Here is a 23647-nt window from a genome sequence, read left to right on the forward strand (position 1 = left end):
GTTCTTTATCTTAATTTTCGCGCGTGTTTTTAAATTCGATGTCTGGATAACGTTCTTGAGACAGCTGTAAGTTCACTCTAGTAGGTGCGATATACGTAAGATTATCGCCACCATCTAGTGCAAGGTTTTGCTCACCCTTGCGGCGGAACTCATCCAGCTTTTTCTCGTCTTTACAGTACACCCATCGGGCTGTGTTTACGTTAATGTGCTCGTACAACGCATCAACATTGTATTCTGCCTTCAAGCGGGCCACGACGACATCAAACTGAAGCACACCTACCGCACCTACAATTAGGTCATTATTGGCAAGCGGCCTAAATACCTGAACCGCACCTTCTTCAGAAAGCTGGATAAGGCCTTTTAGCAATTGCTTCTGTTTTAGCGGATCTCGCAATCGAATGCGCTTAAATAATTCTGGTGCGAAGTTAGGAATACCACTGAAGCGATAGTTATCGCCTGAGGTGAAGGTATCGCCAATTCGAATGGTACCGTGGTTATGCAGGCCAATAATATCTCCCGCATACGCCTCTTCAAGCAAGGCTCTATCGCCGGCTAAAAAGGTTAATGCATCAGAAATACGCACGTCTTTACCAAGTCGTGAGTGGCGCATTTTCATGCCCTTCTCGTACTTGCCAGACACAATACGGCAAAACGCGATACGATCGCGGTGCTTAGGATCCATGTTCGCCTGTATTTTGAATACAAAACCACTGAACTTGGTATCTGTCGATTCAACTGGGCTTTCGTCGGTCTCACGGCCTTGGGGCGCAGGTGCCCATTCAACCATGCCATCAAGCATATGATCGACACCAAAGTTACCCAATGCGGTACCGAAAAATACTGGCGTAAGCTGGCCGTCTAAAAAGAGCTCTTTATCAAAGTCATTTGATGCACCGCGCACAAGCTCTAGCTCGTCACGTAAGGTTTCAGCTAGGTCGCTGCCAATGGCATCTTCAAGTTCAGGGTTATCTAGCCCTTTTAAGATACGAACGTCTTGAATAGTGTGCCCATGGCCACTTTGATACAAAATGGTTTCATCACGATAAAGGTGATAAACCCCTTTAAAGCTTTTACCGCAACCGATTGGCCAGGTAATAGGTGCGCAAAGAATATCGAGTTCGCTCTCAACCTCATCCATCACTTCTAGTGGATCGCGAATATCGCGGTCGAGCTTGTTCATAAAGGTTAGGATAGGTGTGTCACGTAAACGAGTGACTTCCATCAACTTACGGGTTCTATCCTCTACCCCTTTCGCGGCATCGATAACCATTAAGCAAGAATCTACTGCGGTAAGCGTACGGTAGGTATCTTCCGAGAAATCTTCGTGTCCGGGCGTATCAAGTAAGTTAACCAGATGATCGTTGTAAGGAAATTGCATTACAGAGGTAGTTACAGATATACCACGCTCTTTTTCCATCTCCATCCAATCTGATTTAGCATGTTGGCCAGACTTTTTACCTTTTACCGTACCTGCAGTTTGCAGTGCGTTTCCGAACAACAGTACTTTTTCAGTAATTGTGGTTTTACCCGCATCTGGATGCGAGATAATAGCGAATGTTCTTCGCTTATTGATTTCGTTAAGAAAATCGGCATTTGCCATGAAAAATCGGTCCCGTTTCGTACCCGTAGTGGTACTTCAGTCTTGAGTATTTACTCGCTTTGCTTAGTGACCGTCTTACTGTCGCTACTTGCTTTTACCTACAAGATAACGAAGGGACACCAAGCATCACGCCTTCCTCTTTGAAGCCTTAATTGGCCCCCAAAAAGTGGAAAGCATTGAGGGAGTATAAAAATGCCGCTTATTATACATTTGTGGCAGCTAAAAACACGCTCTGCGGACGTTTTTCTACTAACTCACAGTCAAATACTGCCAGATAGATAAATTCTGCATTTAAGTGGTGATGAAAGCGGTGATGGATGTGCTGATGAGCCTACTCTTAAAAGCAGTGATAAAACGGGGATAAGCGCACTGGCGTAAGCGATATTAACATCAGGCGGTGCAACCTGTACCAAACAACTTGCGCCGCTATTTTCCATATTGAACATATGCCAAATGCGATATGCCGGATACAGATTGTTTTCGCCTAGAAAAATAGCAATAATGAAGAATTATTTTTGTCACTTTTGATAAAGTTAGGATTAATAAATGAGTGTTAATGCCAAAACCGAAGATATCGAAGCCTTTGTTGCCGTTGTAGATACTGGCAGCTTTTCTCGCGCATCTGAATTGCTCGGCCAGCAAGTGGCTAAAGTGTCTCGCGCTATGGGGCGTTTAGAAGGTGTGCTTAATGTCACCCTACTCAATCGTACCACCCGCCGATTAGAGCTAACCGAAGAAGGGTTAGTCTATTTACAGTACGCCCGTGATAGTTTGAATTTGTTAGAAAGAGGCGAAGAAGCGCTACGTTTGCTAAACCAAAAACCTTCTGGATTATTAAGAATAGATGCTGCAAGCCCCTTCGTGCTGCATCAGATAACTCCGTTGATAGGCGAATTTCGGGAAGCGTATCCACAAATAAAACTCGATATCACCAGTCACGACAATATTATTGATTTGCTTGAACACAAAACCGATATTGCCATTCGAATCGGTGACCTTAGCGATTCTAACCTACATGCAAAAAACTTGGGGCGAAGCGCGCTTCATATAGTGGCAAGTCCAGAATACCTCGCTAGCTCGAACGTTGATGTTGCACTGTCTTCATTGAGCAAACATCGACTCATTGGGTTTTCCAGTAGCGCAAGCTTGAACCGATGGCCTTTATCAGAAGAGGTTAAACTTAACTTCGATTTAAAGGCATCTAGTGGGGAAACCATTAGGCAACTATGCTTGGCAGGCCAAGGTATTGCCCTACTGTCACACTTTATGGTGGCAGGCGATTTAAATAACGGAAAACTTGTCAGCGTATTAGGCAAGCACTTACTTACACCAAACAACCGAGAACCTGTACAAGCGGTGTACTACCGAAACAGTGCAGTATCTTCACGCATCTCGGCTTTCTTAGATTTTATACAACCACGCCTCACGCTATAGCGACTTCGTTTTAGTACAGGTATAACAGAACACCAGCTTATTTGTTCGCCCTGTTTACCTATTTATTTAGTTTGCCCGGGCACCTTTGATATCAATTTTTTTAATGCCGACTTTGGTAACGCATTGAGGGTCAGCGCACAAAGCATAACGGTGGCGCCAACAATCACCATTGGCAGCAAGATTTCACCCAGTAAAAGCACCGAGCTTACGTAACCAATGATAGGCGTAAGTGTGCTGATAAGCACTATACGCTCAGGCGGAAGCTTTGGCCCAGCAGACACCATAAGACCAAAACCTAAACCGGTGGCAATTGGCCCAATATAAGATAGCGCCAACCAACCTCGCATGCCGTATTCAGCAAAGTTGGGGACACCCTCAATGGCACACGCAATCGCTAGCATTACCACACCGGCCAACGCGAATTGCCAAAACACCGCATCGATAACACTGCCATGCCATTTGTGAAATGATACTCGCCTTATAGACACTGCCCACAAGCCTGAAGCCAATAGCATGCCAAACAAAGGTAACCAAGCTCCAGGCTGGCCCGACGCGAACAGAATTAAACCTACGCCAATTGTAGAGACACTCGTCAGTACAAAACGTTTTGCTGCTGGTCGCTGTCGATACCACACCGTATCAATCACCAGCATCCACAGTGGCGTGGTGTAAATCAAAATACTCGCGGTACCGGCGGGAATATACTGTAAGCACACCGTAATTAACCCCATAGAGCCAATAAACTGTACCATCGCTACCGTAAAGATGACAGCGCGGTCGGGGCGTGAAAAAATAGGTAATCGTTTTTTGGTGATAAACACGAACAAAGCAATAACAGGCAACGCAAATAATAGCCTAAGTGCTACCATCCAATATGCACTTACAGAATCTAAACCTAGCTTCATTGCAGGCCAACTTAAGCCTAAACACAACACCGAAACAGTTAGCATTTTAATGCCTTTTGCTTGAACTGACGAAGGAGGCAACGCAGAAGACATATTTGATACCTATAAGATGAAAAAGCGTGTGCTATTTCACTAAAATAAAAACGGTAAGTGAAATTTCACTGAGCCGCGCAATATACGTGAATTACGCAAAACCGGATATAGACCTTAACGACATAATTAGGGGCCTTGTCGCGCATGAGAGCCTAGGTAACTAAAGATTAGGTTAAGGTAATAATATTGCCACAGACAATAGTGTGCGATGGCCTTGTTGAATGGGCGTAACACTATGGCTATACAGATCAGGCCTAAAGAAATATACCCGATTAAATAAGTTAAAAATAACCTTGTCGGCACAAAACACCCCACCTACTTTTGGCTGCTTCAATACCACATTAAACTTATAGTACTTTCCTTCGCTAACAGGGTCGTTGTGTCTCATTACTCGGTGCCCTTCAGGGTAGGTCACCAGATTAATTGCAAACCTTTTAAATCGCACAATCTCCCGATTGATAACCTTTGGCATTTATCCTCTTTAGTTAGTTTTAACAAAGTAAATATTGGGTGGTATTGTCTCAAAAAACAGATATGGAACGTAAGTGTACAGGTAGATCGAGAAGGTATAACTTGTGCGATTGTGTGTTCTGTTTAGCGTGTTCTGTTTAAAAGGAAGCCTTCATTATTTTGGCGTCTTCTTTACTCGTAGCCGTTTGGTAATAGCCTTTTCTTACTTCGATATGTTCAAAGCCAGTATTTTCGTAAAGGTTAATTGCCCCCACATTACTGGCTCGAACTTCTAACCACATTGATGTCATTCCGTTATGCTGAGCGTGCTGTTTAACGTACTCCACTAACGCCCGCCCTATCCCTTCTTGGCGACAACATTTGTTTACTGCAATATCCATTAAGGTTGCTTCATCTAGAACTTCAAGCACCAATGCATAGCCTACTACTTGGTCGTCCTTTATGGCAAGGACACCAAAATAAGGGGTAGTGGTGCAATCAACGAAAGTCTCAAAAGACCAAGGTTTAAATTGGGACGCTTCGTGAATACCGTAGGCTTGCGCTAATGCGCCCGCACTACTTGTATCTGAAATTAATTGGATATGCAAAATAGACAACCGAGTTAGGGAATTTAAAGCGCTTCAGGCGAACTTGCATTGTTGGATAAAGCACAAAGCATTTTCCACAGCTGCTTTTGTATTGCCGCCGTTAGCAAGTGAGGCGCTGAAGGCAAAACGATGCCATCGTAAGTTACTGTTACAGCTTGCCCTATCTTTACCTGAGTACTGGTTAATGATAGCTGGAGATACGCTAGCGCAACATCTAAGTCTTGTAGCCACTGTTTACCCTGTAATCGCTGTACTTGGGTTAATTCAACCATAGCAGCTGTTCCACTTGAAGCAGAATTGGATGAAAAGCTGGATGATTGGCTCGATGAATTAATAGACTCTGATTTTAATACATTCTTGCTTGCGGTGTTTGTTACAGATTGCGGTGCCGCTGATGGCTGTGATTGCACTGACGACAGTGATTGCGCTGACGGTTCTGCTCGCGAACCGCTGGCGTTCTGGCCAGCTGCTTTAGTTTGGCCAGAGGCTTTGGACGAGTCTGATGATACCTGCGCACGAAGTTGTGCCAACCGACTTTGCTTTTCTTCATTAGAAGGCATAGCTGGTGAATGGCTATTAGCCGTTGCAAAAGAAGCATTGGCAGAGCGCTTACTAGCAACATTAGCCGCAACTGAGCTCGAGTTTTCATCTTGCAGCGATGACTGGTTCACCCATACAGGGATCCCCATTTCTTGCAGCACAGCACGCTGAAAAGTAGAAAGCGACATAAAATCCAACCTCGTTTAATTACTTAACATTGTATAGTAACGAGAATAAAAATGGCAGATACAGAATGATTAACTTACTGAATTTAACTTAGCTTAAGAAAAGTAAATGATGATAAAAGTGAATTTAGAAAACGAGAAGGGAAAGTGGCAGGGGTGGAGGGACTCGAACCCCCAACCATCGGTTTTGGAGACCGCTGTTCTACCAATTCGAACTACACCCCTAGCGCGCTGTGCATTATACGGATGACATTTAAAAGGTAAAGCATTTTTCTACTACCTTATGCACTACCGCTTATTAAACAAACAAAGCGCTGTGAAAACAAACAAAAAGCGTGTATTACCCTGCATTTTGCTTATTACCCTCAAGCGCTGCCAGCCATAAATCGTTAGTCATGTTAACAATTTCCCTGTGAAGATGAACTTGCGCTAGCACCTCATCCTCATCTTTACCAACTTCTTTTGCATAGGCGATGGCTAATGCCTGTATTTCCGCCTCACTCATTGCGTTAATCTTTGCACATCCTGCTACATCGAAATAGCGATTACCCATGGCTGAGTATTCCCAATCAACAATAAAAGGAGTGGAATCGCGAACCACGTGATGAGCAAGTAAGTCGTTGTGACACAGTACATAGTCATCTGTATTGCCTTCACTTTCCACTAAACTTGCACGAAGTTGAATAGCGCGTTCGAAAAGTACATCTCCCGCTTTTAACCCAGCGGTATGCATATAGTGTAACCAACGAGAAAATAAATTGAGTGGTCTAGCAGTAATAGGCAGCCCGTGGACACGGGCAAGTACTGATGCTAACGCTTCGGGAGAACGAATACTGGGATGAGGATCGGCTTCCTCTTCCCATTGTTCTACCCAAATTAATTCATCGTCGCTTAACCAAATAGGCTTTGGCGCAATGCCTCGCTCTGCAAGTTGCTGTTGCAAAACAAATTGATGGAATCTGTCGATGCCACTAAATGCATCTTCTCCCACCCATTTAACGGCAAACCCACGATCATGGTCTTTGAGATGGTACACCTGATTTACCAAGCCTGCGGGGTGACGTTCCACTGTGGCTGAATCAGATAAATTAAGTGCTTCTTTCAAAAGCGGAATGATAGTTTCCGGTTTCATCTTGCTTATTCCACTGTGCTAGCCATTGTAGATACCCAAAAATAGAAAATCCTACGTACCCAAGGAACAAGCATGCTGATAATGCCATCCCCACTTGAAAGTATAGAAAAGCGGAGGCCAAATTAATAAAAAACCAGTAAATCCAATTTTGTAGAACTTTGTGTGCCACCATAAAAGTGGTAATTACACTCAACAAATGGATACTCGCATCTAGCAGTAAATGATCACTATTAAATTGGGAAGTCACTAATTGAGATAATCCCCACGCACAGCACAACAGCACAGGGACTATCGTAAGATGTATCCATAGCGGCCATGAACGTACCGGCTTCTCTGTCCCCTCGTCCCCCCCTTTTGACCACTGATAATAACCATAGCCCGCCATTATCATATAGAAAAAATTCAGCATGGACTGGAACGGCAACGTCACCTGCCAAAACAGCCAAGTATAAATAGCCGTACTGGCGAAGGCACAAAGCCAACACCAGCTGTTCTGCTTAGCCGCCAGCAGCACATAGGCAATGGCAAGCACTACCGCCAACCATTCCAGTGTTGATGTAGCTGCTATCTGCGACAAAAACTCAGTAAAAAATGCACTCATGCTTCAGCTTTTCTGGCTTGCTTATTGGCCTGCATGGCATCGTAGTTTAAAAACTTAGCCACAAAAATTGCCTGCCCGACCTCTTCGTGAGTTCGCTGCATTTCCTTACCAAGAATAGCCATCACATGTCCGTAATCACCGGATACCTGCGTGCTGGTAGAAGTCGTTAATACGCCAATATTACCGTAGCTATTCAAGCGATCGATAAATTGTTGGATAGGTTCTATGTATTCCCCCACTAGTGGGTATAGCGATAGCTCAACCATGACTTGCATAGCGTACTCCTAGAATTCGTATTTAACGGTAACGCCGAACTGTCGGCCATTACCTAATTGATAGTATGGTTCTGCAAACGCATACTCATCACGAGGGTCGTTACTGAATCCACCAAAACCTCTGGTGTAATATTCATTGTCGAAGGCATTTTTAACCCACACGCTGGTTTGCCAATTATTAGAAAACCATACAATTTCACTGTTCACTAACGTTGTCGAAGGTGCTTCTACGTCATGCCCATCAGAAAAGCGGTAGCTATCTTTAAAATCGATATCAATACGCCAAAGCACATTATCAGTGATGGATAACTCACTAAATAAGTTAGCTGTGTATTTCGGCGCTTGTGCTTGGCACTGTTTTTCAATCACAGTGCCATCGGTCAGCGTATAATCTTCAAAGGTTGCATCTAGGTAGCCTACACTCATGTTCATGGTCCAGTTTTCATCTACCAGCCAACTTAACTCTAGTTCAGCACCTTTATTAGTGCCTATATCGGCATTATCTATAATGTCGATAAAATCAGGTGTGCCGTCTTCTCGAATTTGAACATCAAAATTACTCACTTGCGTATCGTCCCTATCCATATAGAAAAGGGCGGCTCGCATGGTAAGTTCAGGCATTAACAAAGGCCCCTTAACACCAAGCTCGTAATTCCAGTTGTATTCTTCATCAAAGAATCGCTGCTCATCTGATACGCGTTCGTCAGGGTTGTACCCTGCCCCTTTGTAGCCGCGAGAAATACTGGCATAGTAAAAGTGGTTCTCGGCGGTATACTGCAATGCCACTTTCCCGCCTGTCATCGTAGTATCATGACTACTTTCAAGGCCATTGTTATCTGAGTAGTCAAAACCATAGTTTTCTACACGTAACCCTGCCACTAGCGTTAGGCTAGTGGTGAGCGTAGATTCAGTCTGAAAATATACCGCTTTGGTAGTGGGTTCATACACACTGGTAAAATCACCTGATGCATAGGTGTACTCACGTAACAAATCTTCTTCGCTGGTTTTGTAAAACGCGCCAAGCGTCCAAGCGGTCGCGCCATCAAATAACGCGGCACTGTCTGATGATACAAAGCGTACTTCTGCAGTTTGTGTGTCTACATCACGGAAATAAGCGTCGAATGAGGTATACCCGAAAGGGTGAAAACCTTCATAAGTCCAATCTTCGTCATATCCATAACCAATATTGTGTGATGCATGAGTGGCGATGAGAATGAAATCACCGCCATTAGTCGAGGTAGTAGATTTCGCACTTACCGCATGAGTTTGATGGGTGTCAAAACCTGGCTCATCAGATAAGGTCTGATTATTATTATCTAATGAAAACGCATCATACCCATTGTCGATGTCATACCAACGATATGTCAGCGCCAAGGTACTTCTTTCGTCAATATTTCCAGCAATACTGATGCGCGCGGCGGTTTCATCGAGATTATTGGTATCATCACGCTTTTGCTCGCTGCCGTTACTGTTAACCACGGTATTTTCTATAAAACCATCACTACGGTTATGCATTAGTGCAACGCGATATCCCCAGTCCTGGTTGATGTCATCACCTGTAGCCACTTCCACCCGATAACTATCTTTGTTACCAGCTCTTAATTCAACATAGTCAGCGCCTTCTGAACCTACAGGCGTACTAGAAAGCTTTACCGCGCCTGCTAACGCGCCGGAACCAAATAAGGTGGCCTGAGGGCCTCGGTACACTTCTAGCTGCTGTGTATCAAAAATAAGCGCCGCTGCCGCTAGACCAGAGAAATCAAATTCGTCAACGATGAAACTAACAGAAGGGTTAATAGGCTCTACAAATTGACTACGTTCACCGATACCGCGTATTTGCACAAAGCGCCCACGAGAAGCGCCTGCGGCAAAATTCACGTTCGGCACACTGTTTAGCACACTATCAATATGGCTAGGCTGGCGACTGCTTAAGCGCTGAGCGCCCAAAATGGTCGCACTGGCACTGAGTTGGTCTAATACGGTTTCACGAAAGTCTCCGCTAACGACAATACGTTCAACGTCTTCAAGTTGTGTTTCTTGTTCATTGGTTTGCGCATTAGCACAAAGCGATGCAGCAATTAAAGAAAGACAAAATATTGGTTTTTGCATGGGATCTCTTATTCTTTTCTAAGAAAAAAGATCCGGGTGTACGGCAGGTGATACGACTATGTGGTCAACCATCCCTACGCCGGCATTATCCGGATCAGGTGTAAGGGTTCTCACAGTGTTGATGTGAATCTCAGTCCGCGGTACAGACACCCCTTGGTATATGCATTCAGTTAGAATACCGAATACAGCGAGGAGTCTACCAGTTACGCCAAAACCGTCAAGATATTAAACGGTTAACTTAGCGTACCAGTAAACATCGTATTTTTGTTATATGGCTTATTTTTGTTCTTTTAATTCTAGATTAAGCTTTCGTACTTCTTCGTTAGTTTGTGACACCAACGCTTCAAGGGTTTTACCATGCGCTGCAGGTTGGCGGGAATCTGGGTCAACTTTTACGAAGACGATGTCATCGGCAAAACAAATGGTTTTCTTGGTGGCTTTGTTACGCACTAAACAGCTTACGGTAATCGACGTTCTACCAACCGCTTTAGTCTCAAGACCAAATTCAACAATGTCACCTTGCATTGCAGGAGATTCAAAACTAATTTCTCCAATATGTTTGGTCACCAAACAATTAGTTTCTAATTGGCAAATTGCCCAAATGGCAGCCTCTTCATCAATCCACTCAAGCGCGCGGCCGCCAAATAAAGAGTTGGCATAATTTAGATCGTTTGGCATCACTAGACGCCGAGAAAGAAAGCGCATTCGAATTCCTTTAGATAAGTGGTTACTATAAGCAGAGAAAGTCTTAATTATACCGAAAAAACACACCTATGGCGCCACCGGAATTAACTCAATGGTTGTTTAACCCTATTTATTTGCAATCACGACAAAAAGTGTATCGCCGTCTGCTTTTGCTTTCTGGCGATTATGAGTGGGTTAATCAGCGTTTAACGTCTCTTTTAAGCGATATTCCCGCCTCACTTATCGTTAAAGAAATAGGCGCAGAGAACTCCCCCCTACGTAAGCATTTGTTAGGTAATGAGTGTGATATCGGGGTAGTACATTCACATCAAGGGTTTAGCCCGGGAAACCTGATGGCCATTGCAGGTACCATTCGTTGGGGTGGCTGTCTTATTTTGTGCTGTCCTGCGTTAGCCTCTTGGCATTTACACGCCAGTCCTACTCATCTATCTCACGGGTTTAAAGCATCCCAAAGCCTTTATATAAATAGGCTTGTAGCAATAATAAAAAACAATGCAGACGTAGCTATATGGGATAGTAACAACTGCCATATCCCTGATTTGGTGGCAAGTGATACCTTTGATTCGTTAAACCCGCTAGACCCGATAGCCCAATTGACCTCTATCAATCCGATAGATAAAGAAGACTTAAAAACAACACCGCTGCAGTTCGATGAGACTCCCCGTAGGTCACAGTTTAACTCATTGGAACAACAGGTTGCATTTAACAGCTTGACAAACAGGTGGTCGCAAAAGGTCCGTAAAGCAGTCATCACTGCGCCTAGGGGCAGAGGTAAGTCGGCGCTTCTAGGGATGTTTGTTGCAGCAAGGCTGGATAAGGGCGATAAAGTGCTCATCACGAGCGCCATTCGTGAAAACACGAACACCCTTTTTGAACATATTCGCAAAGGTTCTACTTCCCAAAACTTACGAGTAGAAGACGAAGTATTGAAACCTACCAACAACGATGCTGATGGCACTAATGGTCAAGACGCTCAAACAATTACTGCTGAAACATGTGTTACTAATAAATTCGTTGTTGAGGAGAACAGAAGCGTACAGTGGCTTGCACCCGATAATCCCGTGCTGATCAATAACGAATGTAACTTACTTATTATTGATGAGGCTGCATCCTTTCCGTTACCTGTTCTTAAGTTGCTACTTGGCGCTCATGATAACTGGGTGATCAGTACAACCTTACAGGGATATGAAGGAAGTGGACAAGGTTTTATACAACGTATGATGCCTGCTTTTACGTCTGTAGGCGCTTTACACCTTTCATTAAGCACGCCGCTGCGCTGGACAGAGAACGATAAACTAGAGAGTCTGATTCATAACATTTGCTTATTTGAAGGATCTAAAACATTTGATACTACCCTCAAAATTACGTCAGAAACATTTAGTACAAATTATAGAATAGGTGTGATGTCTGCATTATCGGAACAGGAATTACACAGTGTTATGCAGCTGTTAGCCATTGCACACTATCAAACCACACCTGATGACTTTATGCGGATTTGTGACAGCCCAGATATCATATTGTTCACCCACTGGGACGCCACAAGATTATTAGCAGCTGCAATAATAAATTGTGAGGGTGGCGAGCACTTAATTGATGTTAAGGAGGGAATTGCAGATGGTTCCCGACGACCCAAAGGACATTTAGGTGCGCAAAGGCTTACACTACTCACGGCAAATCCGGAGACTGCAGCTTATCAATATTGGCGAATAAACCGCATAGCAGTAACTCCTCATCTTCAAGGCCAAGGTATAGGTACAGGCCTTGTAGGCTTTATTGAGTCGCAAGCTCTTTCGCGAGACATCGATGCCCTAACAAGCTCCTATGGCACTTCTGACAAGCTTAATCACTTTTGGCAGCGATGCGGGTTCAAACTTGTGGATATGGGTGAAAAACCCAACAAAGCAAGTGGAGAGACTAGTGCATTGGTGGTAAAAGTCATATCTGAACGCTATGGGCCGCAACAAGAAGTGCTGTCTTGTTTGTTTACCCATAGCCAAAAAAACGAAAATGTTCTTTTAAGTGACTTACCGGCTATCGTCAGAAAGACGCTAATGAAAAAGCTACAGCACTTTGCGAATGCTACAAGGCCATTAAACCAAGTTAGTTTAGCGATAAACGCGCTGGCCGCTGAACTATCTTTATCTACTAAATATATTAGCATTGTTGAAAAGTCTAAGAATGAAACTGAAGAAGTTACACCTCAACTTCTTTCATTACTTAGCACATCCCCACTTCCCACTAATCAGCTTATTCAGCTGTTAAACGTAAGCGGTCGTAAGGCTTTAACCGAGTCGCTAAGAAAAAAAGTACGCTATATGTTGTCGTGTGTAAAAACGTGAAGCATTAATTAGTTTAAGTAAATTAAGCAAAAAAAAGGCCTCCAAACGGAGGCCTTTCTATTTATCGATATAACTACTAAATGTTAATACCGCGGTTCTTAGCCTTCTCTTTAATGTAAGGCTCCCAAGCCGCCGCATTACGACGTAGTGAGCGATCTTTTTTCGCTTCTTGAATGTGCTTATAAGCTTCTCTGAAGTCGCCTGCGTAGAAGTTCGCTTCCATTAGGGTGAAGTGAACTTTGCCAGGATTTTCAACGCCGCGCTCTAATGCATTGTTTAATGCTTTAATCGCGCCTTTGTAATCTTCAGCAACTAACAACAAAGTACCTTGCTTTCTGTAATGCTCAGGATCTGAACTTTTCGCGGCAGCCTTAGCGTAAAGCGAAGCTGCTTTGTCATAGTTTTTAGCCTGGTGATATGCGTTAGCAATACTCGCTAGCATATCGGCATCATCTTCAAGTAGACCAGATTTAACGTGCTTTTCCAAAATTTGAGCAGCTTTAAAAGGCATGCCGTTGGTTTGGAACAACTGAGATAACGTTTTAATCTCGTTTACTTTCTTAAGGTAACCTTGAATGTAAGCCATTTCGAATGTAGATAGACCTTTCTCGAAGTCTTCTACTGAAAGGTAGAAGAAACCAAGCTGAGTCCACCAACGCGGCTCCTCAGGGAAGTTGCGAACAAGTTCTTCTGCAACTGCCACTGTTTGAGGAAACATCTTACGTTCGTAATATGACGTTAGCTTTAACACATAAGGGTTTTTATTTGGCTTATCATACAAAGCAATTGCTCTGTCAGCTGGCTCAATCATCTTATCCAATTGGCCTGCTTCATAATAAGCTTGCGCTAAACGGGTATAAACGTCTGCATCTTCTTTACACGTAAAGTCCATCCACGCGTTATACCATTTAATCGCATCAGTATATTTGTTCTCTTGCATATTCAAATCACCTAACAACTTAAGTGTTTGAGAATGCTCAAGATCATTCAATACTTTAGGTTCTACAGACTGGTTCAAATAACCAAGTGCTTTAGAGCCTTTACCTTCTTGTGCAGCTAATAAGTTACCAATAAAGCGATTTACATACGCCGCATCAAAGTCTTCAGAAGGGTCAATTTCATATAGAATGTTTAACGCTTCATCAACTTGATCTTCGTTGTAAAATTCAAATGCTTTTTGAACTTTTTTACCTGTACGCTCGCCTACTAAAGTTGTTTTTGGCTTTTCGTAACCAGGACACATAACAGGAGAAGACTGTGCTAGCGCCGCTGGTGCAGTAAACACTGCTCCGGCACCAAGCACTAAAGCAAATGCAGACATTTTGAATTTATTTTTCATCATGATCATTGCTCCAGTTTAAAGTCTAGCTGTACGAACATGCCAGTCTGCTTAACAGCTTTGCCATCAACAATCTTAGGCTTGTATTTCCACTTACGTAAAGCACGTCGTGCCTCACGGTCGAATACACGCTTAGGTTCAGCTTCAATTACTTCGATGTCGTCTACACCACCAATTTCATTGATAGTGAAAGACAATCTTACCCAACCTTCACGGCCATCACGGGCTGCATCAGGTGGATATTTCGGATCGATACGAACGATTGGAGTAGCATCGCCATCACGTTGCATCGCGCCAACACCACCAATGTTTACACCAACACCACCAGTATCAATAGCTGGGATTGCTAGGCTAAAGCCATCTGCATCCGGTTCAGCTGCTTCTGGCTCAACAAGCTCCATTTTAGGAGGCTGTTGAGGCGGTGGTGGAGGTGGAGGCGGAACACGTTGACGCGTTTGCGTCTGATCGTCTGGTTCCTGCATCACAATATCGATTACCGGTGCTTCAGGTACTTCGTCCGCCGGTCTGGCTGAGTTTTCAATCAACTTAGCCATAAGTACGAACAGGGCAAATGCAACACCAGCACCTAAGAATATAGATACAATTATACGTAACATCTTAACCCCTTGCCGCTACCGAAACACGATTAACGCCTGCAGCTTTAACCTGGTCCATAATTTCTACTACCAAACCATGCTTGGCTTTAACATCAGCCTGAATGATTACATAGTCAGTTGGCTGCTCGGTAAGCAGTCGTTCAATATTCGCTCTAACGCTGTCCGGCGCTACTTCACGTTTATCTAACCAAACGCTTCCATCTTCTGTTACTGCTATGAAAATGTTTGCGTTCTTGTGAAGAACCGCCTGGCTCGCGTCGGGCTTATTAACTTCAATCCCTGCTTCTTTAACGAAAACAGTGGTAACGATAAAGAAGATCAGCATGATAAACACGATATCCAACATGGGTGTCATGTCAATCTGTGCGTCTTCTTCCTCGATTCTGACTTTTCGAGCCATAATATCTCTCTCTAATGATGTGGCAGGCTATCAACTAACCCTTCGCGTGCCAGCTTCACTTTCGCTTCAAGACGAGAACTGATGAACAGTCCAGAAAGCGCGGCTACCATTCCCGCCATAGTCGGGACTGTTGCCATGGAGATACCAGCTGCCATTAAACGTGCATTGCTGGTGCCTTGTGTCGCCATCGTCTCGAAAACACCGATCATACCGGTTACTGTTCCCAGTAGCCCGATTAACGGACACATTGCAATAATGGTGCGAATAATCAGCATTCTAGCGTTCAGATCATCTGACGCCTGAGAAATCCACGCGTCACGGATTCTATGCGCATACCAAGATGTGGTATCTGCTCGGGCATCCCAATTTTTGATGATGTTTTTCTTCACCGTTGGGAAGACCGAGGTTAAATACCAATAACGCTCAATCATTAAAACCCACATGAGAAAGAGCGCGGCAGCAACGAAATAAAGTACGTCACCACCGGTAGCGATAAAATCCCTGACCGATTCTATTAATCCAATCAGGTAATTCATATTACGCTTTCTCCGACTCTGAGTGAGCAGCTACGATACCCGCAGTTTGCTCATCAAGAATGTGGATGATTGATTTGCTACGTGAAGCTACGATGCTGTGAGTAAGAATCAGTGGCAATGCCGCGATAATACCTTGAGCCGTAGTTACAAGCGCCATAGAGATACTGCCAGCCATCATACGAGGGTCGCCTGTACCGAACAATGTGATTGTTTGGAACGTTGCGATCATACCTAGTACCGTACCAAGTAGACCTAGTAATGGAGCGATTGCAGCAAAGATCTTGATTACGTTAATGCCGCTTTCGATACGTGGAAGTTCACGTAAGATAGCTTCATCAAGTTTAAGCTCTAAGTTTTCAGCATCAGCAGCTTTGTTCTCTTGATAAACTTTCAAGATGCGACCTAGTGGGTTGCCATCTGAAGGGTTACCTGGGTTTTTAAGCTGTGAACGCATTTTACCAGCAACTACTGTAAGCGTAATTAGCTTGTAAAGACCGATAAGTAGACCAATCGCTAGCATTACGGTGATTGTGTAACCAACTACACCACCTGCATGATAACGCTCAGACATTGTTGCTTTTTGCTTCAACAGACCAAGGATTGCACCTTGAGATGGGTCAGTATAAAAAGGAACCATACCTGAAGTAGCAGCGATTAAATCGTCAGCTGAAGATACGAAACGACCATCTGGTTGACGACCTAGAGGCTGAACGATTTCGTTTTCAGCATCATAAGTTAGGTAGCCATCTTCGCCTACAAGGTTGAAAGTACCGATACGAACAACTTCTTGCTGTGAAGAACCGCCGTCAAGGTTAACAACTTCAGTAGTGAAACGAACTGTTTCGCCACCTTCAGTCATTTCTTTTTGTAGAGCAAACCATAGGTCTTCTAGTTCTTGAATGTTTGGAAGACCTTTAGAGTCTTCTGACATTTGCGCTAGGAATTCACCACGGCCTGAGAACTGAGCACTTACGATTGATGTAGCAACACGGCCGTAAGCTTCAGAAGAGGCTTGACGAACCACACCGAACATCTCACCAAGCGTACCAGTTGCTTGGTCTAGCTCAGCAGCTTTTTCGTTAAGCGTTACTTCGTTATCAGAGAATTGTTGTTGAAGACGGTCACCACGACCTTGTTCAGCTTTCAATTCAGATTCTGCTTTGCGAAGAAGCGCTTGCTTGTCTGCACGAGCAGATTGGAATTCTGCTTCACGCTGTTTGTTGATACGTGTTTCAGAAACACGGTTATCCTGAACTTGGTCTAGAAGTTCTTTAAGGCTCTTTGCTTCCTGAGCCTGAGCTCCGGTTGCTACAACCGCAAGAGTGGCAGCGGTTAAAAGAGATTTGAATACTGGTTTCATTAACAATTACTCCGCTGCACTAATTGGTAGTTTGATCAGATCCGCAGGAATGACGTTATTAGCCATTTTAACTGCGTCAACAACTGATGACAGATACTCGTCGCCAAGTTGCTCCCATGCGCGGCTCTCATTATTCCAAGCCCAAGCATGTTCTTGGTCAAGTGATAATGCGACTAGTGCAGTACGACCTAGGTTAAAGAAGTCAACAGTCACTTCGGTGCCGTTGCTATCAATCGTACCTTGGTAAGAATCAATCTTAGTGCCATACTCAACTTCAACCAGGTAAGCTTCGATTACTTGGCGGAACTGCTCTGAAACAGTAACGTTAGAGTTAGACATAACATCACGTAGACGCTGAACGCGCTCTAGACGCTCGTCTAAGTGAATAGGACGGTCAAGTTTGATGAATTTCTCAAGACTATCGATCATGCGGAACATAAGAGGAACGATGCCCTGCTTAGTTTGCTCGATGCTGTCAATCTGACGTTGCAAAGAGTCAATTCCACGTTGCTGATCCGCTACAAGACTCGCAATGTAGTCGTTGTATATTTTGAGGTTTTCTGTCTCATCTACTGTTTGACGGTATTCAACCAGTAGTTCCTGAGACTGTTCAAACAACGTGTTGATTTTTTCCTGAGATTTCGCTGCAGCCGCGTGGATTTTCGCTTCTTCTTTATGAAGGTCTTCAAGCGTATCTGCAGAGACTGCGCTACCTGTTAGTGCGAAGGCACCGATAACAGTAGAAGCAATAAGAGTTCTCTTGCTCATTTTGGACATAGTTCCCAACCAAATTTCTTATTTGAATCCTCGCCGATAAAGGAAAACAGTTCGGGCAAGGGGCGTATAAAACTTTCACAATTATGTTTTAGGAATGTAGCACGGACCTTAGCTTCCAGCACTACGAACGTATTATACTCACACGGATTACAGCACTGAGTCAAGTAACACCCTGTTTACACCAAGTAGATTTTTCATCATCTGTTTAATATACGTTCGAATTCCCCTGCAGAATTCATTCCAACGTACAAATAACTGGCAAATTCGAGTTTATTTTTTTGTTAATGTGTAAAAATAAACCGTGTTTTTACTTGGCGTTATACCAAAATCTGGGGGTAAAACGCCGCAATTTCATGCAGGGTCCAATATAAGCTTCAACTTCGTCATGTTAGATTCAAAGTAATCACTTTTTGTTAGCTTCTCATGGCCATGATTTGGTGGTCATACCATCAAACGGAAGCGTATGCAGCATCCCGTCAAATGAAAGGTTCCATTTTGGTGCAGCAATTCACTAAATATTAACGCTATGCCACATTTATAATGTCGGCATTCATTTTCCTCATTGGATTTTTGTCTCTTGTAGGTGTTAGGTATAATTGCTAAACGCTATAGGATAAACTTAACAAAAAAATGAATTATCGGGATTAATCCATGACGTATGAAGCTACACATTCCGTATCAATTGACAATAAACCACTTTGGGTTTTCGACGGCTTATGCTCTTCGCAAGAAGCGCAAGGGATATTTAACGGTCTTGAAGTCAGTGCTTTTAAACGCAATGAAATTGCAAGACCAGACACAAAAGAGTTTCGTCATTGGGCAGTGAATCTATCTGGCGAACAAATACAAAGCTTACCTGTTTATAATCGGGCAATTAGTGCAGTTCAAGCGCTTACTGGTAAAACCTATAAGGCATATAGAGGCTACGTAAATCACGCCTCGTTTGGTGATATGCTTTTTACTCATACTGATTGTATGCCTGGTGCCGACGAACTAACTGTGTTGGTCTATATTTCGCCAACGTGGGATATAGAATGGGGCGGTGAAACAATGTTTTTCAACGAACATGATGATTGCTTATTTGCTTGTACCCCGAAACCTGGTCGAGTCAGTATTTTCCATGGCGCCATTAAACACGTAGGCAGGCCGCCTAACCGTATTTGCTATACTCCTAGATATACATTAGCGTTTAAGCTTGAATTGACGAGCTAATCATCGTTGTTCTTCATCCACTGTGAAAATAAGCATCTGAACGTTAAAGGCACTTACCAAAAGTGGTATAGGCATTACTTTGATTAATTAAACATCCCAAGTTAATGGCTTGGGATGATATCAAATGCGACCGTAAGTCTAGCGGTACTGCTCGTAAATGCATTGGTTCCATGCCACATGTAAGAAGGGAACAAGATAAGATTACCCGACCGTGGCTTTACTGCGAAGTCGCCTTCGAAATTTTGGTTTGCTATATCAGCTCTACCGAAAGTTAGCCACCCTTCCCCATGCTTGTCTACAGCATCGGGAACATCTACATAATACACGCCGCTTAGCCAGCCTTCAGGATGATAGTGCGAACGGTGATAACCCTCGGAACGTAACTTTACTGACCACGAGCCCTTATATATTAAGTCTTTACTTAAACGAGATAAAAAAGGATGTTTCCTATCATTACTTTGTAACGCTATGAATTCCCCTGCTCTTTCTAGAATGAGTCTTGAAAGTGTATTTATTACCTCATTGTTACCTTCAAAGAGATTTTCATACGTCTGGGTACCATTTCTCAACGATTGACCAATAGGATGACGTTCATTTTGGTGCAAAGCCTCAAGCACATCACGCAATGCATTATTTAAGCTCTGTCTACTCTCTTTATTCGGGAGAACTGGCACCACGGCCAGTAATTGTTGGTAATTACACAACCAATGGTACTTACTTTCTTCGTTTTGCAGGTAATAGCACGTAGAAAGCATTGTCCACCACCCCTGATTAAGCGGCTCTTGTTTCACTAATTTAGCAAATTTGGTGTAGGCCTCTTTTGCCCGCCCTAAACTTAGTAAGGTATATCCAGCCTCGCTCTCAAGCCCTATGCTGTTTTTGACTTTTAGCTTTTCGCCTTTTTCAACATAATTTAGGGATGCGTGATAGTCACCTAACTCTCGATGCACTCGCGCTTTATATATATAAAATTCAAGATTAGAACCTAGTAACGGTTCTAATCTGTTAAGTACATCTAGCGCTTTTTTAAATTGGTCAGCGCGAACTAAAAGCTTTATGTAAGCTAGAACAAATGACGTAGCGGTACCTTCATGATTGATATGGGGCTCGATATACTCAAAAGGGGAGTTGACACCTTCTTCCCATAAAAAAGAAGCGAGTTCTTCTTGTGCGGTCCAGTCAAGTGGGTTTAACGAAACAGCTTTGATAAAGGCTTGCTTTGCTTCATCTCGGCGATTTAATAACACTAAGGTTGCGGCTAAATTTCGTCGCAAGGTGCTGTTCGTCGGCTGTAGCTTTATGGCGGTTTCGAAGCACTGTACTGATGCTTGAAAGTCATTGGCACGTCGTAACACATTACCCAAGTTGTTCAATGCAACGATGTTTGTGGGGTCTTTTTCTAATACAGACATTAAGCACGATTGCGCTTTTTCTACCGCGCCTAAATTAACATATACATCAGCAAGATGAATGTTTGCTTGGATATAAGTCGGTTTTTTGCGAATAACGTCTACAAAAATGGCTTGAGCCTCATTAAACAAACCAACTTCTTTATATGCTCGGGCAAGGTTATATTTAACTTCAATATCAATAGGATTTGCGGACAAGGCTTTTTTTAACGATTGCACCGCAAGCGTTGCCTTACCTAATTCCAGTTGTGTTGTACCCAAGCTGTTAAGAAGTTGAGGGCTCCCTTTGAATGTTTTTAGCCCTTTTATAATTACTGATTCCGCTCGTGCCCCATCTCGCGCCTTCCTGAGAGCACTTGAATATACCTGAACAGCTACAGGATCAAGTTTTAAAATGCTAAGGTTAGCTTCTATAAATTGAATGACATAGTCGTACCTTCCTTGTTGAAAAGCATTGACTACTTGCCGTAACACTCCCATTTTATCAATAGCCATAACTACCTTAAGCCACGATCTAAATTCATTAGCTTGCCCGCCCCTTCATTCCATTTTGATAAAATGGACATAAACTGGGTTATCGCTTCTCTCTCATCCATAGACAACGCTGGATTCCAAACATCAAGTATTAATACTGCACGCTCTTGGTCAGACAAATTGGATGCCGAATGTATAAAGCTATCGTCAAAAACTAGTTGTTTATTGGCATTACTCCAATTAAAAGTTTCTTCCCCGACAGTTAAGCTCGCATCCTCAGTTACTTGCAAAGGAATATGGACAGTCAGCTTACAATTTGAAATACCGTAATGTGGGGGTATGTAGGCGTCGGGTTTAAGTACCGAGAGAAAAACCTCTGGGGCATGCGGAGGGCAGAAAGCTAAGGGTGCATTTTCAAGTTCACTACGTAACGCTAAAGATAAACTTTCAAACGCTGAACAGTTCTTTCCTTCTTTTAGTAAATGGGTAGATAACCATTCATCGCGTAGCTTATCCCACGTCTCCGTCGTTGGTACATTATCAAACTCGCCTACATATTTAACGTTTGCTCGTTTCCCAACGTTCAGAAGCTCATTTTTGTGGCTTTGAATATTATCTATCCAAGCAATTAACCCATCAATTTCATTTGCATTATAAAAGGGCTTGCTTGGTAAATCTGGAATGTAAAAGAAACTTGGTTTTTGAAGTTCATTTTGGAAAGGATGAAATTCGACACCAAAAAAAAGCGCAAGCGACTTCTTTAACCTTAGTGATACCGACTCCATGAATTGAAGTCGTGTGTAACCGTCCCGACGTGCTAAGTTAGCTGCATTCTTTATGTGAGAAAAACGTGACCTTGTCATTTCTCCTGACTTAGAATCAAGATAATCTGAATTTTGACTATTTAACGTAACATATAAGGAAAGCGCTTGGTCAAAATCTCCTTTCGATAACATTTTCTCAATGTCATTGAGCGTCGATATATATAAAGGTGTCATTGAAAACCCGAGGTAAATGGAGCTGAGTTAAATTTCAGCTCCGTTTATATTTTTTCTAATTATCCGAACCCGATGTTTCTGTGCCACGTTGCATACGTATCCATCCATCGCGAGCTGCCTCTTTCATGCGTTCTCTCTCTTCTACTGTATAGCACACACGACGCATCATATTAGAACCGATTCGCTTTTCCATTTTACAAACTTGATCATCACGTTCTTGATTGCTAGCTATCTCTTCAGTTTTATTACTTGCTAACTCTTGAGTTGAATTGCTTGTAGAGCCACAGCCAACCAACGTGACAGAAATAGCAAGACTGACTAAAATCGTTTTAAACATTTATAAATCCTTATTTAAAGTTTCGTGGTCAAAAGTTTATTGGGTAGAAGTTTATTGGATAAAAGTTCCGTGAGTTAAAATACCATACTGCGTCTGGTTAATTCTTATCCATTTTGTAAGCGTCCATTTCTCACCGTCAGCCACTGGCGCGCCAAGGTGTAAACTCGCTCTTAATATCTCGTTATTATCATCAATATTTTTAAATGAAACAACGGTTCCCTGTTCAGGTTTTATTTTAACGTTTATTTTAGGGAACTGGGTTTCACCATCGCTACTCATTGAGTTTAAATAAGCAAGAACAGTATTTGCCCGCTGCCCACCTTCCTCGATAAACTCAGCTTGCTCACGCTGTTTAGGAGAAAATGCATCATAATGGGCTTTGTATTCTTGCCCTTCTTTGTAGCGTAGTAAATTTAAAGGCTCCCCATGGGATGTGTCAGTGCCTGAGATATCTGCCATTCTCGTATCTATATCTCTAACAATCCAATCTGCCATTTCAGATAGAATAACGCCAACCTCGCTGGTACGAATAGAATCAACCATAGGGCTTCCATCCGCAGGGCTAGCAACCATAGAACGGGTTAAAAGTGGCATGAAGCGTTGCTTTAGATAACGACACTCAAATGCTGATAATGCATTTTTAACACGCACTAATGATATATCTTCATTTAAAACTTCAAGTTCAAGTGAGCGCAACTTTGCTTCTCGAGCTCGAATAGCAAATTCAATACTACTTTCATCCAGAGTTTGGAGAGAAGTAGTTAGCACCAGCTTATCGTCGTTAACGAGTTGCCGATATATATTCGGCGTTAACTTCGCCATAACACTAACAACCTGAAGATAGGTTTTTTCATCTTCAGAGCACCAACATGATAGCACTAACAAAGATTCTGCATGGCCATTTTGCGCTAAAGCTATCAGTTCACTTATAATGCTTCGGCTAAAGCTACCTTCAATATAAAATCTAGTAATCAGCGACTTGTGATAACGAACTGTCGGGTGTTTAGTATCCGGTATAGACTGAAGATAAAGAAGTGCTAATTTCGGATCACTACTCACCGTATAATATGCAAAATCCAAAGCTGCATACATATTACCTAATTTACCGGCTTCACCAAGTAATGCCATAGACTTGTCAATGGCGCCTTGCTGTTGATGATACTGAGCCTGCTCAAGTAACTGCTGTACTGAACTCACAATTTACCCTTATAA

At 43.0% G+C, this 23647-nt stretch carries 24 protein-coding genes, 1 tRNA gene and 1 riboswitch; of the genes, 3 read left to right on the plus strand and 22 right to left on the minus strand.

Annotated features, from left to right (window positions below; genetic code table 11):
- Positions 1-10: 10 nt before the first annotated feature.
- Both prfC and JKP82_RS00765 read right to left on the minus strand, forming a co-directional pair.
- Complete coding sequence (prfC, locus tag JKP82_RS00760; RefSeq protein ID WP_159529530.1) at positions 11-1600, minus strand: peptide chain release factor 3; 1590 nt, start codon at positions 1598-1600, stop codon at positions 11-13.
- A gap of 260 nt (positions 1601-1860) precedes the next feature.
- Entirely contained in the window at positions 1861-2037 is a 177-nt protein-coding gene (locus tag JKP82_RS00765) for a hypothetical protein (RefSeq protein WP_218395467.1), read from the minus strand.
- A gap of 109 nt (positions 2038-2146) precedes the next feature.
- On the opposite strand from JKP82_RS00765, the gene JKP82_RS00770 reads away from it, so the two are divergent.
- On the plus strand, positions 2147-3034 hold the full coding sequence (locus JKP82_RS00770) for a LysR family transcriptional regulator (RefSeq protein WP_218395469.1): 888 nt from the start codon (positions 2147-2149) through the stop codon (positions 3032-3034).
- Between the two features lie 62 nt (positions 3035-3096).
- Here the strand turns inward: JKP82_RS00770 and JKP82_RS00775 are convergent, their stop codons facing one another.
- The 10 genes from JKP82_RS00775 to JKP82_RS00820 form a co-directional block, all read right to left on the minus strand.
- Positions 3097-4032 (minus strand): DMT family transporter, encoded by a 936-nt coding sequence (locus tag JKP82_RS00775; RefSeq protein WP_159529526.1) that lies wholly within the window; start codon positions 4030-4032, stop codon positions 3097-3099.
- Positions 4033-4204: 172 nt separating this feature from the next.
- The gene (locus JKP82_RS00780) at positions 4205-4504 is read right to left on the minus strand and encodes a 2OG-Fe(II) oxygenase (protein ID WP_218395471.1); all 300 of its coding nucleotides are present in this window, start codon (positions 4502-4504) and stop codon (positions 4205-4207) included.
- Between the two features lie 136 nt (positions 4505-4640).
- The gene (gene rimI / locus JKP82_RS00785; RefSeq protein ID WP_159529522.1) at positions 4641-5090 is read right to left on the minus strand and encodes a ribosomal protein S18-alanine N-acetyltransferase; all 450 of its coding nucleotides are present in this window, start codon (positions 5088-5090) and stop codon (positions 4641-4643) included.
- Between the two features lie 23 nt (positions 5091-5113).
- Positions 5114-5818 carry a hypothetical protein gene (locus JKP82_RS00790; RefSeq protein ID WP_218395473.1) on the minus strand — a complete coding sequence of 235 codons (705 nt, stop codon included), beginning with the start codon at positions 5816-5818 and terminating at the stop codon, positions 5114-5116.
- A 145-nt stretch (positions 5819-5963) separates the two neighbouring features.
- Positions 5964-6040 (minus strand) — tRNA-Trp (locus JKP82_RS00795).
- A gap of 115 nt (positions 6041-6155) precedes the next feature.
- Positions 6156-6947, minus strand: a complete 792-nt coding sequence (locus JKP82_RS00800) for a phosphotransferase (protein ID WP_159529518.1) — start codon at positions 6945-6947, stop codon at positions 6156-6158.
- Positions 6904-7548 carry a nicotinamide riboside transporter PnuC gene (gene pnuC / locus JKP82_RS00805; protein WP_159529516.1) on the minus strand — a complete coding sequence of 215 codons (645 nt, stop codon included), beginning with the start codon at positions 7546-7548 and terminating at the stop codon, positions 6904-6906. Before pnuC ends, JKP82_RS00800 begins: the two co-directional genes overlap by 44 nt.
- The gene (locus tag JKP82_RS00810; RefSeq protein WP_159529514.1) at positions 7545-7823 is read right to left on the minus strand and encodes a hypothetical protein; all 279 of its coding nucleotides are present in this window, start codon (positions 7821-7823) and stop codon (positions 7545-7547) included. Before JKP82_RS00810 ends, pnuC begins: the two co-directional genes overlap by 4 nt.
- Positions 7824-7832: 9 nt before the next feature.
- Positions 7833-9932 carry a TonB-dependent receptor gene (locus tag JKP82_RS00815; protein ID WP_218395475.1) on the minus strand — a complete coding sequence of 700 codons (2100 nt, stop codon included), beginning with the start codon at positions 9930-9932 and terminating at the stop codon, positions 7833-7835.
- 54 nt (positions 9933-9986) lie between these two features.
- Positions 9987-10096, minus strand: a riboswitch (TPP riboswitch).
- Positions 10097-10208: 112 nt separating this feature from the next.
- Positions 10209-10637, minus strand: a complete 429-nt coding sequence (locus JKP82_RS00820) for an acyl-CoA thioesterase (protein ID WP_159529510.1) — start codon at positions 10635-10637, stop codon at positions 10209-10211.
- 68 nt (positions 10638-10705) lie between these two features.
- On the opposite strand from JKP82_RS00820, the gene JKP82_RS00825 reads away from it, so the two are divergent.
- On the plus strand, positions 10706-12976 hold the full coding sequence (locus tag JKP82_RS00825; RefSeq protein WP_218395477.1) for a GNAT family N-acetyltransferase: 2271 nt from the start codon (positions 10706-10708) through the stop codon (positions 12974-12976).
- Between the two features lie 76 nt (positions 12977-13052).
- On the opposite strand, the gene JKP82_RS00830 is transcribed toward JKP82_RS00825, so the two are convergent.
- From JKP82_RS00830 to JKP82_RS00855, 6 genes are read right to left on the minus strand one after another with little or no spacing between them, the layout of a single operon-like run.
- Complete coding sequence (locus tag JKP82_RS00830) at positions 13053-14318, minus strand: tetratricopeptide repeat protein (protein ID WP_218395479.1); 1266 nt, start codon at positions 14316-14318, stop codon at positions 13053-13055.
- A gap of 2 nt (positions 14319-14320) precedes the next feature.
- Entirely contained in the window at positions 14321-14932 is a 612-nt protein-coding gene (locus JKP82_RS00835) for an energy transducer TonB (protein WP_013785031.1), read from the minus strand.
- Between the two features lies 1 nt (position 14933).
- Complete coding sequence (locus tag JKP82_RS00840) at positions 14934-15332, minus strand: ExbD/TolR family protein (RefSeq protein ID WP_013785032.1); 399 nt, start codon at positions 15330-15332, stop codon at positions 14934-14936.
- An 11-nt stretch (positions 15333-15343) separates the two neighbouring features.
- On the minus strand, positions 15344-15868 hold the full coding sequence (locus JKP82_RS00845) for a MotA/TolQ/ExbB proton channel family protein (protein ID WP_057793197.1): 525 nt from the start codon (positions 15866-15868) through the stop codon (positions 15344-15346).
- Between the two features lies 1 nt (position 15869).
- Positions 15870-17228, minus strand: coding sequence for a MotA/TolQ/ExbB proton channel family protein (locus JKP82_RS00850; protein ID WP_159529506.1), 1359 nt, complete (start codon positions 17226-17228; stop codon positions 15870-15872).
- 6 nt (positions 17229-17234) lie between these two features.
- Entirely contained in the window at positions 17235-17996 is a 762-nt protein-coding gene (locus tag JKP82_RS00855) for a DUF3450 domain-containing protein (protein ID WP_159529504.1), read from the minus strand.
- A gap of 660 nt (positions 17997-18656) precedes the next feature.
- Between JKP82_RS00855 and JKP82_RS00860 the strand changes: the two genes are divergently transcribed.
- The gene (locus JKP82_RS00860; RefSeq protein WP_159529502.1) at positions 18657-19217 is read left to right on the plus strand and encodes a 2OG-Fe(II) oxygenase; all 561 of its coding nucleotides are present in this window, start codon (positions 18657-18659) and stop codon (positions 19215-19217) included.
- A 101-nt stretch (positions 19218-19318) separates the two neighbouring features.
- Here JKP82_RS00860 and JKP82_RS00865 read toward each other — a convergent pair whose 3' ends face one another.
- The 4 genes from JKP82_RS00865 to JKP82_RS20950 are packed head-to-tail and all read right to left on the minus strand — an operon-like array spanning position 19319 to position 23632.
- On the minus strand, positions 19319-21121 hold the full coding sequence (locus JKP82_RS00865) for a tetratricopeptide repeat protein (RefSeq protein WP_218395481.1): 1803 nt from the start codon (positions 21119-21121) through the stop codon (positions 19319-19321).
- Between the two features lie 2 nt (positions 21122-21123).
- A complete protein-coding gene (locus tag JKP82_RS00870; protein ID WP_159529498.1) occupies positions 21124-22098 on the minus strand; it encodes an aspartyl/asparaginyl beta-hydroxylase domain-containing protein in 975 nt (324 codons plus the stop codon).
- A 55-nt stretch (positions 22099-22153) separates the two neighbouring features.
- Positions 22154-22435, minus strand: a complete 282-nt coding sequence (locus JKP82_RS00875) for a hypothetical protein (protein ID WP_159529496.1) — start codon at positions 22433-22435, stop codon at positions 22154-22156.
- A gap of 51 nt (positions 22436-22486) precedes the next feature.
- Complete coding sequence (locus tag JKP82_RS20950; protein WP_159529494.1) at positions 22487-23632, minus strand: 2OG-Fe(II) oxygenase; 1146 nt, start codon at positions 23630-23632, stop codon at positions 22487-22489.
- Positions 23633-23647 lie beyond the last annotated feature (15 nt).

The sequence above is a fragment of the Alteromonas lipotrueae genome (genome assembly GCF_019249215.1).
Classification (GTDB): Bacteria; Pseudomonadota; Gammaproteobacteria; order Enterobacterales; family Alteromonadaceae; genus Alteromonas; species Alteromonas lipotrueae.

Bases quoted from the DNA above. Each gene is read 5' to 3' on its own strand.
- prfC (WP_159529530.1), bottom strand. From the start codon at position 1,600: ATGGCAAATGCCGATTTTCTTAACGAAATCAATAAGCGAAGAACATTC.
- JKP82_RS00765 (WP_218395467.1), bottom strand. From the start codon at position 2,037: ATGGAAAATAGCGGCGCAAGTTGTTTGGTACAGGTTGCACCGCCTGAT.
- JKP82_RS00770 (WP_218395469.1), top strand. From the start codon at position 2,147: ATGAGTGTTAATGCCAAAACCGAAGATATCGAAGCCTTTGTTGCCGTT.
- JKP82_RS00775 (WP_159529526.1), bottom strand. From the start codon at position 4,032: ATGTCTTCTGCGTTGCCTCCTTCGTCAGTTCAAGCAAAAGGCATTAAA.
- JKP82_RS00780 (WP_218395471.1), bottom strand. From the start codon at position 4,504: ATGCCAAAGGTTATCAATCGGGAGATTGTGCGATTTAAAAGGTTTGCA.
- JKP82_RS00790 (WP_218395473.1), bottom strand. From the start codon at position 5,818: ATGTCGCTTTCTACTTTTCAGCGTGCTGTGCTGCAAGAAATGGGGATC.
- JKP82_RS00800 (WP_159529518.1), bottom strand. From the start codon at position 6,947: ATGAAACCGGAAACTATCATTCCGCTTTTGAAAGAAGCACTTAATTTA.
- pnuC (WP_159529516.1), bottom strand. From the start codon at position 7,548: ATGAGTGCATTTTTTACTGAGTTTTTGTCGCAGATAGCAGCTACATCA.
- JKP82_RS00810 (WP_159529514.1), bottom strand. From the start codon at position 7,823: ATGCAAGTCATGGTTGAGCTATCGCTATACCCACTAGTGGGGGAATAC.
- JKP82_RS00815 (WP_218395475.1), bottom strand. From the start codon at position 9,932: ATGCAAAAACCAATATTTTGTCTTTCTTTAATTGCTGCATCGCTTTGT.
- JKP82_RS00820 (WP_159529510.1), bottom strand. From the start codon at position 10,637: ATGCGCTTTCTTTCTCGGCGTCTAGTGATGCCAAACGATCTAAATTAT.
- JKP82_RS00825 (WP_218395477.1), top strand. From the start codon at position 10,706: ATGGCGCCACCGGAATTAACTCAATGGTTGTTTAACCCTATTTATTTG.
- JKP82_RS00830 (WP_218395479.1), bottom strand. From the start codon at position 14,318: ATGATGAAAAATAAATTCAAAATGTCTGCATTTGCTTTAGTGCTTGGT.
- JKP82_RS00835 (WP_013785031.1), bottom strand. From the start codon at position 14,932: ATGTTACGTATAATTGTATCTATATTCTTAGGTGCTGGTGTTGCATTT.
- JKP82_RS00840 (WP_013785032.1), bottom strand. From the start codon at position 15,332: ATGGCTCGAAAAGTCAGAATCGAGGAAGAAGACGCACAGATTGACATG.
- JKP82_RS00845 (WP_057793197.1), bottom strand. From the start codon at position 15,868: ATGAATTACCTGATTGGATTAATAGAATCGGTCAGGGATTTTATCGCT.
- JKP82_RS00850 (WP_159529506.1), bottom strand. From the start codon at position 17,228: ATGAAACCAGTATTCAAATCTCTTTTAACCGCTGCCACTCTTGCGGTT.
- JKP82_RS00855 (WP_159529504.1), bottom strand. From the start codon at position 17,996: ATGAGCAAGAGAACTCTTATTGCTTCTACTGTTATCGGTGCCTTCGCA.
- JKP82_RS00860 (WP_159529502.1), top strand. From the start codon at position 18,657: ATGACGTATGAAGCTACACATTCCGTATCAATTGACAATAAACCACTT.
- JKP82_RS00865 (WP_218395481.1), bottom strand. From the start codon at position 21,121: ATGGCTATTGATAAAATGGGAGTGTTACGGCAAGTAGTCAATGCTTTT.
- JKP82_RS00870 (WP_159529498.1), bottom strand. From the start codon at position 22,098: ATGACACCTTTATATATATCGACGCTCAATGACATTGAGAAAATGTTA.
- JKP82_RS00875 (WP_159529496.1), bottom strand. From the start codon at position 22,435: ATGTTTAAAACGATTTTAGTCAGTCTTGCTATTTCTGTCACGTTGGTT.